General features: G+C 58.5%; 11 protein-coding genes and 1 pseudogene. 4 read left to right on the top strand and 8 right to left on the bottom strand.

Annotated elements, in window-relative coordinates:
* Positions 1-54: 54 nt before the first annotated feature.
* On the top strand, positions 55-1,425 hold the full coding sequence (locus ACF8RA_RS11665; RefSeq protein ID WP_176684594.1) for an HD domain-containing phosphohydrolase: 1,371 nt from the start codon (positions 55-57) through the stop codon (positions 1,423-1,425).
* 121 nt (positions 1,426-1,546) lie between these two features.
* Positions 1,547-2,212, top strand: a complete 666-nt coding sequence (locus ACF8RA_RS11660) for an SOS response-associated peptidase (protein ID WP_392488248.1) — start codon at positions 1,547-1,549, stop codon at positions 2,210-2,212.
* A 275-nt stretch (positions 2,213-2,487) separates the two neighbouring features.
* Here the strand turns inward: ACF8RA_RS11660 and ACF8RA_RS11655 are convergent, their stop codons facing one another.
* Together ACF8RA_RS11655 and ACF8RA_RS11650 are read right to left on the bottom strand one after the other, a co-directional pair.
* A complete protein-coding gene (locus ACF8RA_RS11655; protein WP_392488249.1) occupies positions 2,488-3,513 on the bottom strand; it encodes an LLM class oxidoreductase in 1,026 nt (341 codons plus the stop codon).
* A 13-nt stretch (positions 3,514-3,526) separates the two neighbouring features.
* Positions 3,527-4,162 (bottom strand): glutathione S-transferase family protein, encoded by a 636-nt coding sequence (locus tag ACF8RA_RS11650; protein WP_392488250.1) that lies wholly within the window; start codon positions 4,160-4,162, stop codon positions 3,527-3,529.
* Positions 4,163-4,284: 122 nt separating this feature from the next.
* On the opposite strand from ACF8RA_RS11650, the gene ACF8RA_RS11645 reads away from it, so the two are divergent.
* Positions 4,285-5,193, top strand: a complete 909-nt coding sequence (locus tag ACF8RA_RS11645) for a LysR substrate-binding domain-containing protein (RefSeq protein WP_392488251.1) — start codon at positions 4,285-4,287, stop codon at positions 5,191-5,193.
* Positions 5,194-5,682: 489 nt separating this feature from the next.
* Here ACF8RA_RS11645 and ACF8RA_RS11640 read toward each other — a convergent pair whose 3' ends face one another.
* The 5 genes and pseudogenes from ACF8RA_RS11640 to ACF8RA_RS11620 all read right to left on the bottom strand — a co-directional run bounded on the left by ACF8RA_RS11640 (position 5,683) and on the right by ACF8RA_RS11620 (position 11,323).
* Positions 5,683-8,160 carry a TonB-dependent siderophore receptor gene (locus tag ACF8RA_RS11640; RefSeq protein WP_392488252.1) on the bottom strand — a complete coding sequence of 826 codons (2,478 nt, stop codon included), beginning with the start codon at positions 8,158-8,160 and terminating at the stop codon, positions 5,683-5,685.
* A gap of 116 nt (positions 8,161-8,276) precedes the next feature.
* A complete protein-coding gene (locus ACF8RA_RS11635; RefSeq protein ID WP_392488253.1) occupies positions 8,277-9,242 on the bottom strand; it encodes a FecR domain-containing protein in 966 nt (321 codons plus the stop codon).
* Positions 9,239-9,742, bottom strand: coding sequence for a sigma-70 family RNA polymerase sigma factor (locus tag ACF8RA_RS11630; protein WP_392488254.1), 504 nt, complete (start codon positions 9,740-9,742; stop codon positions 9,239-9,241). Before ACF8RA_RS11630 ends, ACF8RA_RS11635 begins: the two co-directional genes overlap by 4 nt.
* 437 nt (positions 9,743-10,179) lie before the next feature.
* Positions 10,180-10,623: a GNAT family N-acetyltransferase gene (locus ACF8RA_RS11625; RefSeq protein ID WP_392488255.1), complete on the bottom strand. Its 444-nt coding sequence runs from the start codon at positions 10,621-10,623 to the stop codon at positions 10,180-10,182.
* Between the two features lie 103 nt (positions 10,624-10,726).
* Positions 10,727-11,323 (bottom strand): annotated as a pseudogene (locus tag ACF8RA_RS11620) (tyrosine-type recombinase/integrase).
* Positions 11,324-11,467: 144 nt separating this feature from the next.
* On the opposite strand from ACF8RA_RS11620, the gene ACF8RA_RS11615 reads away from it, so the two are divergent.
* Complete coding sequence (locus ACF8RA_RS11615) at positions 11,468-11,953, top strand: AAA family ATPase (protein WP_392461067.1); 486 nt, start codon at positions 11,468-11,470, stop codon at positions 11,951-11,953.
* 46 nt (positions 11,954-11,999) lie between these two features.
* Here the strand turns inward: ACF8RA_RS11615 and ACF8RA_RS11610 are convergent, their stop codons facing one another.
* The gene (locus ACF8RA_RS11610; RefSeq protein ID WP_392461066.1) at positions 12,000-12,512 is read right to left on the bottom strand and encodes a GrpB family protein; all 513 of its coding nucleotides are present in this window, start codon (positions 12,510-12,512) and stop codon (positions 12,000-12,002) included.
* Positions 12,513-12,578: the final 66 nt, after the last annotated feature.

Raw genomic sequence — 12,578 nt, 5'->3', positions numbered from 1 at the left:
CTAAGCGCTCGTTGAGCTCGAGTGCCTCCATCGATCGACCAGGTGAGGCCTGCCATGGACGTGCAACAGCCCCCGAATTCACCCTATCGGCCGACCGTGTTGCTAGTAGACGATGAGGAGTCGATCCTTAGCAGTCTGCGTCGGCTATTGCGTGGCCAACCCTATGACGTGAAGCTGGCGACCAGCGGCGAACAGGCACTGGCGCAAATGGCCGAGGGCCCGGTAGACCTGGTGATGAGCGATGCGCGCATGCCAGGTATGGACGGCGCCACCTTGTTGGCGCAGATCAATCAGCATCACCCATCGACCGTCAGGATCTTGCTGACCGGCTATGCCGATCCGAGCGCAATCATCAAGGCCGTCAATGACGGTCAGATCCACCGTTACATCAGCAAGCCCTGGAACGACGACGAGATGTTGCTGACCTTACGCCAGGCCCTGGAGCACCAGCATTCCGAACGCGAGCGCCAACGCCTGGAGCTGCTGGCACGTCGGCAGAACGCCCAGTTGAGGCGCCTCAATAACGACCTGGAGAAACGCGTTGCAGCCCGTACCGCGGAGCTGCAGCAGACCGCTGACATGCTCGATCTGGCCTACGAAGAGCTTAAACACAGCTATGTTACCGGGACTGAGGTGTTCTCGATGTTGGCTAATCTGCGGCTGCCTCCAGCCAAGCAGACCAATCGGCAGATCATCGAACTGGTGCGTTGCTACTGTAGGGCCCACGCCTTGGACGAGGCGATAAGCCGCGATCTGGCCATGGCTGCGGCGCTGTACAACATAGGCAAATTGAGTTGGCCGGATAGCATGATCGTTGCCCCTTCGGACCAGCTGATGCACAGCGACCGCGACCGGTATCGCGACTATCCACGCCAAAGTGAAGCGCTGCTGATGACCCTTGAGCCCATGAAAGATGCCGCGCGCCTGATCCTGCATCACCAGGAGCACTGGGACGGCAGCGGTTTCCCCGACCGGCTCAAGGGTGAAGCCATCCCGCTCGGCGCCCGCTTGCTCAAGCTGGCAGTGGACTTCGTTGAGCTGCAACGGGGTTTGATTCTTGAACGGCAGATGAACAGTGACGAGGCCTTGCTCTACCTGCGCAAGTACGCCGGCCGGTTGTATGACCCGGCACTACTGGAGGATTTCGTCCAGGTTTGCGCGTCGTTCCACAGCGATCTCACCTTGGTGGACCCTGAAGTCCAGGTGTGTACCACGCGTGACCTGGCGCCGGGAATGGTGCTTGCGCGCAACCTCAACGCCGACAACGGCATGTTGCTGCTTAACGCTGGAAAGGTTTTGAGCGCCGCGATGGTGGAAAAACTGGTGGCCTTTGAATCGATGGAGGGTGGCAAGTACTGCATTTTTGTTCGGGTTCCCGCGAACGACCCTATAACATCTGGAAAATCAGACTTGGCGCCGTGCTGAATGGAGATGGGGCGGTCATTCAACCCTTCACCACCAGGACTGCGCGTACAGCATGCCGTCGCCCTCCTCCACACCGGCGATACACCCAAACACTATGCTTGCTCAGGCAGGAGGGCCGCGCATGTGTGGAAGGTTGAGTCAGTACCGAGGCATACACGATTTTGTCGAAACCCTGAGCCTGCCAGAGGCCTGGCGGAACAACGTCGGCGACCAGCCACTTGGCCGGTACAACGTCGCGCCGACCACGCTGGTGGCAGTGCTGCGAATGGATGAGGCGGGCACGCGGGCGGACCTGGTGAGATGGGGCTGGCGGCCACATTGGGCGACCGACCGTGCTGCGCCGATCAACGCCAGGGTCGAAAAGGTGGCACACGGCCCCTTCTTCCGGGCGATCTGGCCGCACCGAGGCATAACGCCGATCGACGGCTGGTATGAATGGGTCGATGAAGGCGGACCGAAGAAACAGCCGTACTACATCCGACGCCGGGACGGGCGCCCTTCCCTTTGCGCCAGCATCGGCCAGTTCGCTGGCGGCGAGCATGATGGGTTCGTCATCATTACGGCCGATGCCCAAGGCGGAATGGTTGATGTGCACGACCGCAGGCCAGTGGTTTTGGCCCCGGACCTTGCGCGTGAGTGGATGGAAACCGCGACGCCGGGCGAACAGGCCGAGCAGATGGCGCTCAACCTGGGCGAGCCAGCCGAGGCCTTCGAGTGGTATCGAGTGAGCACCGCCATTGGCAATGTGCGCAACCAAGGCGCCGAGCTGGTGAAGCCGCTTCAGTGACGCGGTAGTAGACCCTTCCCAGGCTGTGTGAACAATCAAGCAGCACATGGAACCGCCTTGAGATCCCCCATTAACTCTGCTGAAAATTTGATAATGCTCGGGCTAGTGAATACGGACTGACGGCGAGCTGAGTGGCAGCTCTTGGTCGAATGGGCCCCTGGCGAGCGGCCGCTCTGGGTCGAAATCGGTAACTTGCGACTGGCAGCTTTCGACCCAAAGCGGACACTAGCCTTGGCTGCTTCGCGTTCCGTTTAAACTGGCAGCCACCGTAGTGGCTACCAGTTTTGCCCATGGGGCTCTGGCCCAGCTAACGATGGAAAGAGTGGCAGCACTTCTTCCGCCAGCTCCCGGATGACCTCTTGCGCTGGGCGCTGTGCCATCTGAATGCCAAGAGCTGCGTGATTGACCCCAGCCTCGCGCCACTCATGCAGCAGTTCGATCAACCCGTTGCGGCCTGTGCGCAATACATAGCCACCCTGTAGCGGTGTTCGCGGGAAGTCTGGGTTTTCATCGAGATCGATCCATTCATTGGTGACATGCGGTCGGAATCCTCCCCCAGGAATGGCCGCTCGCCAGGCCCGGATTTTTTCGGCCAGACGCCTAGGACCGAGGACGCTGTGGGTGGTGTCCGGGTACGTAATCCAGCCATCGGCTTGCTCGCCGAGCCACGGCATGGATTGACGTGATGAGCCGGTCACCAATAATGGGATACGTCCAGTGACAGGCCTGGGGAGCAGGTAGGCCCGATCAAGCTGCCCCAGCGGCATATCGATTGGCAAGGAACTATCTGCCAACAACTGACGGAAATAGTCCACGCTTTGCACGAAACGCTCCCCGCGTTCGTTATGGTCCAGGCCATAGGCGGGAAACTCTACAGGGCGGTCGCCTGAGGCAATGCCCAATACCAGACGGCCACCTGACAGGCAGTCCAGAGTGGCCGCAGCTTTGGCCAGATCGATGGGATGGCGCAGAGCGAAGATCGCGCTTCCGGTTGCCAGTGCGATAGTTCGGGTATGGGCTGTCAGGTAGGCCAAGTAGGTGAAAGGATCGAAAACCTGGCCCGCGTCGCCGAAAGTCGGGTCGTACAAGGGCACATCACGTACCCATACTGCGGCAAAACCCAGCTCGTCGATTTCGCTGACCACTCGCGCCTGCCCGGTAAGCACACCCATGTCACCGTCATAGAAGCGAAGTGGCAGGAAAATGCCGAGGGTCAACTGACCCTGGGCAAACATGCGGCGGTAACCGGGATGCAGAGCGAAGGCATCGGCGTTAGCGCCTTTGATGTTGTTGAGCGTCATAGACAGTCCTTTGTCAGGGGCCCGTGGCCGGAGCGGGAAGACGAATGCCGCGCTGTACTGCCGGGCGCTGCTCGACTTGGCGGTACCAGCGACAGAGGTTGCTGTAGGCGCTGAAGTCGAAACCCACGATCGCGGCAATGTGTAGCCAGGCGAAGCTGGCGATGTCGGCAATCGAATAGGCTTCGCCGGCCAGCCATTGACGTGTGGCGAGCTGCACATCGAGAAGGGCGAAGGCATCTTCAGTGAGGGTGCGATAGCGCTTCTGCGCGACAAGATCTGGTTGGGCCTCGAAGCATTCAAAGTGCACACGCTGCCCCAGCAAAGGGCCCATGCTCGCGCTGTGGTACATCAACCACGTAATCGCCTCCCAGCGCGGCTGCGTGGCCTGTTCGAGCAGTTGGCCGCTGTGTTGCGCCAGATACAACAGAATTGCTGCCGACTCGAACAGCACGATGCCCGCTTCGTGGTCCGCCAAGACCGGAATCCGCCCCGCTGGGTTGAGTGCCAGGAAGTCAGCCTGCCGATGCTCGCCCAGGTCGATGTTCACGTGGACGAGGCGATAAGGCAGCTCCAACTCTTCAAGCGCAATGGTGATCTTGAAACCGTTAGGGGAACTATCGGTATAAAGTACAAGCGCAGGTTCTTGCATGTGTTCACCTTAGTAAAACTGATCCGTGGTAGGTTTGCTGGTGGCCATGCTAAATACTCTTTTAAGGGCCTACTAACGATAATTGCTATCCATAACATCAGTTTTTCTAAGGTTGGATTTTAATGGGTTCCGTGTTGCCTTTGCTCGCGCTGCGCGCTTTCACCGAAACCACACGGCTAGGTAGCCTCAAGGCCGCCGCTGAGCGCATGGGCGTTACGCCGGGTGCTATCAGCCAGCAAATTCGCCTGCTGGAGGACCGTCTCGGTGTCACTCTCCTGACTCGAAGCCGTTATGGTGTGCAGCTCACCGAGGCAGGTGAAAGTCTTTACCCCGGGCTATCACGCGGGTTTGGCCAGATCGAAAGCGCGCTGCTCGATCTTGAAGTGCTGACCCGTGGCAATTCTCTTACTATCAGCACCCAACCTTCGTTCGCTTCCAACTGGCTGGTACCACGCCTGGCTGATTTCAGTGCGCTGCACCCTGAGATCGACGTCCGCGTGCAGTCCACAGCCGAACTTGCCGACCTGCAGCGTGACCCGGTCGACATTGCTCTGCGCCATGGCTTGGGTGATTACCCTGGAGTGGAGTCGATACCGCTGTTCGCCCCCGTATTGCTGCCGGTCGCCAGCCCTGGCTTGCTTGCCTGCGGCTCAGCGTTGGATGAGCCGCAGGACTGCCTGCATTACCCTCTGTTGCAGGACGCCGATCGCGCCGATTGGACGTTGTGGTTGCAAGCCCACGGCGTCGAGCCCGACCACCGCAGTCGCCGAGGCCCCAGTTTTGACGAGGATCTACTGTTGTTGCGCGCTGCGGTCAGTGGCCAGGGCATTGCGCTTGTACAGTCACAGCATGCCGAAGAAGACCTGCGTCATGGCAGGCTGGTGGTGGCTGTGGACCGACCATGGCCTTCGCGTTTTGCTTACTACCTGGTTGCCCGCAAGGAGAAGCTGGGGCAACCGCATGTACGGGCGTTCGTCGACTGGATGCGGCGGCAGATTAAATCGGGGGCGTCGCCAGATAAGCACGCCTGAGATTCTGATCCCAAGCACGCCGCTGAAGGGAGACAACCTGGGGCGGATAGATCTGATTGACTGCTTAGGGTCGAAAACTGCCCAGTGACTGGCAGCTTCTGGCCGTGAACTGCCCTTCGCCAACGGCAGCTTTGGGTTGAAATGGGTCAGCCTCGAATGACCGCTTGCGACCCAGGCTGTGTGAAAACCTTCTGCGCGATCCGGCTGGTTAGAAAACGACCAGAATTTCGCGCTTCTGCGCGAAATCTAGGTTAGCTAAATAACCAAGCCATTACAGATTTCACGTACGCTCGCGCTCTTCAGAGATCCATTTGCGTTTTCACACAGCCTGGACCCATAGCTGCCGTTCGCGAGAGCCACGAGTAAACTGACTATCCCATGTCGGGAACCGCTCCAGGGCCGATAGCCTCCCGCACAAGGGGTGCTTGCGACCTGAACGGCCCCGAATGGGTGATTCGTACTCCGAAGTAGTGCCCCGTTCCTTTGTTCTCAGAACGTTGCACGTAGGGTCAGCATGTAATTGCGTGGAGCCCCGTACCAGTTGCCGCCGTCGCTGGCGTCGACTGTCTGGTAGTAGGTCTTGTCGAAAAGATTGTTGGCGTTGACCTGTGCGGTCCAGTGCTCGTCGATCTTGTACTCAACCATGCTATTCCACACGGCATAGCCGGCTTGGTCGAAGGAGTAGGCTTCTCCTTCGCTCAGGCTGCCATCACCCAAACGTCGTTGGACGGTGCCGCTTTTGTAGGTGTCGCTTTGGATAGTCGCGCCCAGGCCAACTTTCCAGCGTTCAAACTCACCTGGCAGTTGATAGGTCGTAAAGAACTTGAACAGATGCTTGGGCGTCTGCGAACTCATCGGTTTGCCGGTGTTGTTTGGGTTACCGGCGGTGCGCTGCTTGTTGATGTTTAGGGTATAGCCAACGATAGCCTGCCAGCCAGGGGCCAGCTCACCAGAGATCTCGGTGTCTATACCTTTGCTCACCACTTCGCCGGTGGCCGCGTAGTAACCACCGCCAACGCTCACCGCTTCGTTCTCGCGCTTGGTGTAGTAGAGCGCCGAGGAAATGTTAAGGCGGCCTCCGAACAGCTCGCCCTTGGTGCCGAACTCGTAGGTCTCACCCTCGATCGGGTCCAGCGGGTGAGCGTCGATCGACTTGTAAGCGGTCTGCGGGTTGAAAATCTCGGCGTAGCTGGTGTATAGCGACCACTCGTCTGTTACATCCAGCACCAATGCGCCAAACGGCGTGACTTCGCCGCGATTGCTTTCCTTGACCGGCGTATCCATGTTGAAGCGCGGCACGACGGTTCGTACGTAGTCGCGGTAGTCCGAGTAACGGGCGCCAAGGGTCAGGTGCAGTGGTTCGGCCAGTTGGGCCTTGAACGTGGCGTAAGCACCGCTTTTGCGCTGGTTCCAGTCGGGGTTGTAGTAGTAGATGTCCGGCTTGGCAGGCTTGGCAATGGAGCCCGCATCATCATTGATGACATCGAAGGGCACCGTGGCATCGCTGTGGTCGGAGTAGGTGCGCATTACTTCGGAATAGTCGGCGCCGACCAGCAGTTCGTGGGTCAGGCCGAAGGCTTCGAACTTCCCGGCGAGGTTCACATCAAACAAGTTCTGTTCGTTGGTGTAGCCGCGTATCAGGCGGCCGAAAACCGAGCCGTCGGCCGAGCGCGGGTTCTCAGGATCGGCGGCCCAGGCCACTTCGCCAATATCCTGGGTGGAGTCGAACTTGGTCTTGGTGTAGCTGCTGTTGACCCTCCAGTTCTCATCCAGGGCGTGTTCGACCTTGGCGAAGTACTCGGTACGTTTGTAGTTGTTCGACGACCAATCTGCTGCGAGCGATTTGCTGCGCGACGTGCTGATCTCGCGCCCATCCTTGTAGCGCACCAGGCCGCGATCCCAGTAGCCGTCCATGTCACGCCACTCATAGCTGCCACCCACGGCCAGTAGCGTGTCGGGCGTCAGGTCGGCTTCAAGGGTGCCGAAGATGACGTGTTTTTCGCTGTCGGCGCGATCATAGAAGTAGTCCTTGTCCTCGTAGGACATGGCCACGCGACCGCGTAGCGCGCCGTCGAAGCCCAACGGACCGGTGACGTCCACCTCGGTGCGGTAATTGTCCCAACTGCCGGCGGATTGGCTGACCTTCAACTGGTTGTATGGCAGTGCACGCTTGCGCACCAGGTTGATGCTGCCGCCCGGATCGCCAGTGCCGCCGTACAGGCCGTCGGAACCACGCAGGACTTCGACATGGTCGTAAGCCGTCATGTCCGGCAGGGAGTCGTAGGTCTCGTTGCGGAACATCGGCGCACCCCCGTCGGTCTGGATGCTGCGAATGACGAAGCCGCGCGAGTAGAACTCGTTTTTCGAATCATTGCCGCCCACTACGGTGATGCCGGTGGTCTGGTCCAGCACTTGGGTCAGGCTGGTGAGATTCTGGTCTTCCATGCGCTGCTTGGTCATGACCGAGACCGACTGTGGTGTCTCACGCAGGGTCTTCTGAGTTTTGCCGCCGATGCTGGTGGTGCCGGTGGTGTAAGAGCCTGTGCCTTCAGTGGTGGTGCCGAGTCGAGCGCCCACCACATCTGTCGGGTCCAGTGCCACGGCGGCGTTGTCAGGTGCATCCGGGATCGGTACCAGGTGATAGCCGCCATTGTGCTGCGGTACGGCATGTAGGCCGTTGCTGGCCAGCAGCTGTCGCAGTGCCTGGTCGTTGCTGAAGCGGCCTTGCAGCCCCGGCGTGTACTTGCCAGTCAAGTCACCTTGGGCGAACGTGATGTTCAGGCCAGTGGCACGGCTGAGGGCGGTCAGCGCGGTATCCAGCGATCCGGCTGGCAAAGTCAGATCATGGATCATATCGGTCTGGCCAGCTTCGGCCGCCTGAGTCAGGCAGGGAATTGCTCCGAGTCCGAGGCTGGCACAGAGTACGGCATGGCGGATGGCGATGCGAATGGGGGACAGTTGGGTCACGTGAAAGTCTCGTTGGCAATAGAGTTGTTCTGAGGGGTATGCCGGGCGAGAAAGGAAATCCCTTCACATCACGCAATTTTTTTCTGTAGATGTAAAAACCGTCCTTCCAGAGCGTGTCAAACGCTGAAACGCATCCAATAGCGAGTCAGGGTCTGCAAGCGAAGATTGTGCGTCTGAGCGATGAAGGCCAGCGTTGCGTCCGTATCATCGAGGTTAAAATTGCCACTGATTTTGCGTTGCGCTATGCGTTGATCGCACCCCAGATAACCGTTACGGTAGCGGCCAAGCTCACCAACCAGAGTCCCCAGCGGCATCGAGCGAGCGATCAACAACCCATCGCACCAGGCTGGTTCCTGTGCTCTGGCGGGTAGGCGCTGCACGCCGTTGTCCACCATTGCCCAGCTTTCGCCCGCTTGGGCAATGCCGCCCTTGCCGCTCCGGGGTATCAGCTGCACGGCGCCCTCATTCACCCCCAGGTTGCAACTGTGCGGGTACTGGCGCACACCGAACCGGGTGCCGAGCGCTTCGACGCTACCGAAGGCGTTGATAACTCGCAGGGGGCGGTGACGGGGGCTGGCGCCATCGGCACCACTGGTCAGGTAAAGCTCTCCACGCAACAGCTCGATCACACGTGCATCTGCGTTGAAATGCAGGCGTACCGCCGTGTCGGTGTTGAGTTCCAGCACGCTGCCATCGCTCAGAGTCCAGCGCCGATGCTCGCCAACACGGGTACTGTAGTCGGCAACCAGTCGTTGCCAAGGTGCGGCGTCGCGGGCACTCCACGCTGTCGTCGCGGATACGCCGCACAGCGCCAGCAAGTTGAGCATCTGCCTGCGTCGAAGCCGGGTCTCCGGTAGTTTTTCAAGCGCCCGGCGCCCCATTCCGGCGGGCATGCCATCGAGGCTGCTACCTAAGCTCTGCAAACGGGTCCAGGCCAGCTGGTGAGATTCGTCACGGCTCAGCCAAACCTCGAAAGCCTCGCACGTAGCCGGGTCGGGCCGATTGTAGACCATCCGGATGGACCACTGGATGGCCTGTTCGAGCGTCTCATCCGGCAGACTTTGCAACCCAGAGTTATTCATTGTTGGGGCTCGAAGGCTAGCTGGTAGCAATGGCGCAATGCCTTAGCCAGATCGCGCTCGATGGTCGACAGCGACACGCCCAGTTGTTCGGCGATACGCGGACATGGCAGCCCATCGAGTTGGGCCATCAGGAAGATGGTGCGCATCCGTTCAGGGAGCGTATCCAACATACGGTCAATACTAATCAGCGCCTCGATGGCCAAAGCACTGACCTCCGGTGAAGGCATCTGTGCTTCAGGCAGCCCAGCCATGGTTTCCAGCCATGCTTGTTCAATGTCGCGATGCCGCCAAAGATCGATTACCAGGCCGCGAGCGATAGTGCGCAGGTACGCACGTGGCTCCAGCATGATGGGCGCTTGTCGACGCTGCAAGATGCGCAGGAACGTGTCATGGGCAAGATCTGCGGCATCCGTCACGTTGTTCAGGCGGGTGCGCAGCCAGCCTTGCAACCAGCTGTGGTGCTCAACGTAGAGCTGTTCGATAGGGGGCGTAGCGGGCATGCCGAAGCTTCCATTTCGGTATTAATGCTAATCAGTCTCATTAAATCACGGCAGCCTCCATGATTTCGAGTACTTGGCACCGAAAATGGCTGAAGCCAGCGGCAGTGAACTGATGTATGTCTACACGCCGGACGGCAAGCCCAAAGTGATGCAGGCGCTGGCCGATTTCAATCAATGACTGGCTGGGTTCGGAAAAGCTTTACGCATGCAGGCACGGGCGGCCCCAATTATGTGGGCTGCATCATTGATGCGCGATTGTGTCGAATACCTGATTGCGCTGGCCAAGCAAGCCGATATCGACGTGTGGCTCGATCCGTTTTGACGCACGGTCACCGGTTGCTTTCGAACCAGACAGTCACAAGAGGCGGATTTCGCCTCAAAGCGGCCTTGGTTGCAGAGCAGCAAACGGCCAGAAGCCACCGCACGCCAGAAAGCTCTTAAATTCGACGCTCGAATGTTAAATAGCCATTCGCACCGGTACCAGTGCATGAAAAACCTGCTTTCTGGTACATCACGCTTGCGGGATTGTCAGGTCGCACACTCAACCGTAACTGAGTAAACCCCTGAAATGCGGCATCGAACATATACGCATCTAGCAGCGTCGCTCCAACGCCACTGCGACGACAGCTTGGCGTTACGTGGAGGGTACAGAGTTCTGCGTAGACGCCCTCTGGAATCCACAATGAATTGCCTGCGAAAGCATCGTCGATGACAGCGACTGTCAGATGGTCGAAGTTATCGACCCATCGCGTGAGATGCCTCTCCAGGTCACGGCGCCACGAAGCTTCATGCACAGGCTCCCAAGTACGGATATAGCTCTCCTCGCCTCGGTAAATGGCCGGGAGATCGGTCACGCATGCTTGTCTTAGTCGTAGCGTCATTCCATCAGTCCCTGATTGATCTTTTCAGCCATTCTACGTCTGGTGCCACCGGCAGCTATGGGTCGAATCGCGACGGTCATACCTCGACCGTCGCTGGACGCTGTCAGACCTCCGTCTGCTCTGCCATCTCCAATGCGTCATCGACTTCAATGTCCAGGTATCGCACCGTGCTTTCAAGCTTTGTATGGCCGAGCAGGAGCTGAACTGCTCTCAGGTTCTTTGTCCTGCGATAGATCAGCGATGCCTTTGTACGTCTCATCGTGTGGGTGCCGTACATAGCAGGATCTAGCCCAATAGACTTTATCCACGCTTTGACGATTCGGGCGTACTGCCGGGTGGAGAGATGCACTGAGGCGTGTAGCCGGCTTGGGAAAAGACAATCCTCGCTGTGGAGTTGGGCTTGATGTATCCAGGCCTGTAGGGCCAGCCGCGTTTGCTCTGTAATTTCTAACTGCACGGGACGTTGGGTTTTCTACTGCATCACTATCGCCCGCGATGACACGTGCTCCCCATGAGCAACGTCGCGTACGCGAAGCTTGGTCAGATCGCTGGCTCGTAGCTTGGCTAAATCACGAGTTTCCTCCGCGATTTGGAGGCTTACCCGAATGGCCCAGATATCTTTCAGTCGTAGAGGAGCTTTCTGCCCGACCAATTTTCCTTTGTTCCAAGGCTGATGGCTGCTGGTCGTAATGGCGTTCATGGCTTGTCCTCCATGTGAGGTAGGACAAGGATGGTCAACCCAATCCAGAGGCGCTAACCGACCCATAGCGAACCTTTGAATGCTCGGTGATTGCTTCGGTGCTTTTCAATGAGCATCATCGGGGTTCGACAAGGAGACGTCTCTATGCCCAAACCAGTGCTGCATCTCATCTCAGGAAAAATTGCATCCGGTAAGTCAACGCTAGCCAAAAGCTTGGCAGTTGAAGGATCGACGGTTCTGCTGAGTGAGGATCATTGGCTCTCACGGCTATACCCTGAACAGATCAAGTCAGTAAACGACTATGTGCGTCTTGCGCACCAGGTTCGGCAGGTGCTGGGCCCGCTCGTCATCGATATCCTTCGGGCTGGAGTGACTGTCGTTTTGGATTTTCCTGCAAATACTCCTCAAGATCGACTATGGCTGCGCAACCTGGCTGACGCAGCCGAGGTTTCACATTGCGTCCACTACATCGAGGTGGACGATGACACCTGTCGAGACAGGTTGCATCTTCGCAACCACCGTGGTGAGCATGAGTTCGCGGCGACTGACGCGGAGTTCGATCTGATCACTAGCTACTTTCGAGCGCCACATAAGGATGAAGGGCTTCAGATTAAAATTCACCGACATTGACGATCTCTAGTGCGGATTTGGGCCGCTACCGACCCAGAGCGCACCATCACCTTCGTCTATTAGCGACCTCAAGCAACGCCGCAACAATGAACGGCCCCTTTTTCTCCAGATACTCAGCCATACCGCCGATATTGGTGGCTTCCAGTTCAATCTTGAGGTCTTGATATCGCTTCCGAAGGGAGGCGTCGTTCCTGAGCAGATCTCTGAACGTCAGCATCTGGATGACTGAGTGGTGACCACGGCTGCAAATGTGAATCTTGTGGGTCCGCAGCCCGCCAACATTGCGGCGGTAAAAGTGGTGCCCTTCCGACAGGTCACTGCCGCGCACATAACCCAGCGTCAGCAACACCTCGTCTCGCGCTACCTCATTGCGATGCTCTGAAACCTCGACCAGCACATCGATCTCAGGCTTGGCTGCAAGTTGCGGTACAGCCGTGCTGCCTACATGGTGAATGGCGAGAAGCTCATCGCCGAATACCGAGGCGAGCAGCACTTTGACCGCCTCATACCGTTGCGGCCATGCGGAATCGTAAGCCGTGATCTTGCTGGTCAGCGCCATGGGGCCTCCTTGGGCAAGTGAAAATGTCCTGATGCGCCTACACGGCAGGCGCCTGCCGCCACTCAA

The organism is Pseudomonas sp. FYR_5 (genome assembly GCF_043106315.1).
In the GTDB taxonomy this organism is placed as follows: domain Bacteria; phylum Pseudomonadota; class Gammaproteobacteria; order Pseudomonadales; family Pseudomonadaceae; genus Aquipseudomonas; species Aquipseudomonas putida_Y.
The sequence above is the reverse complement of the archived record's forward strand: the minus strand, read 5'-3'. Positions and strand labels throughout refer to the sequence as shown.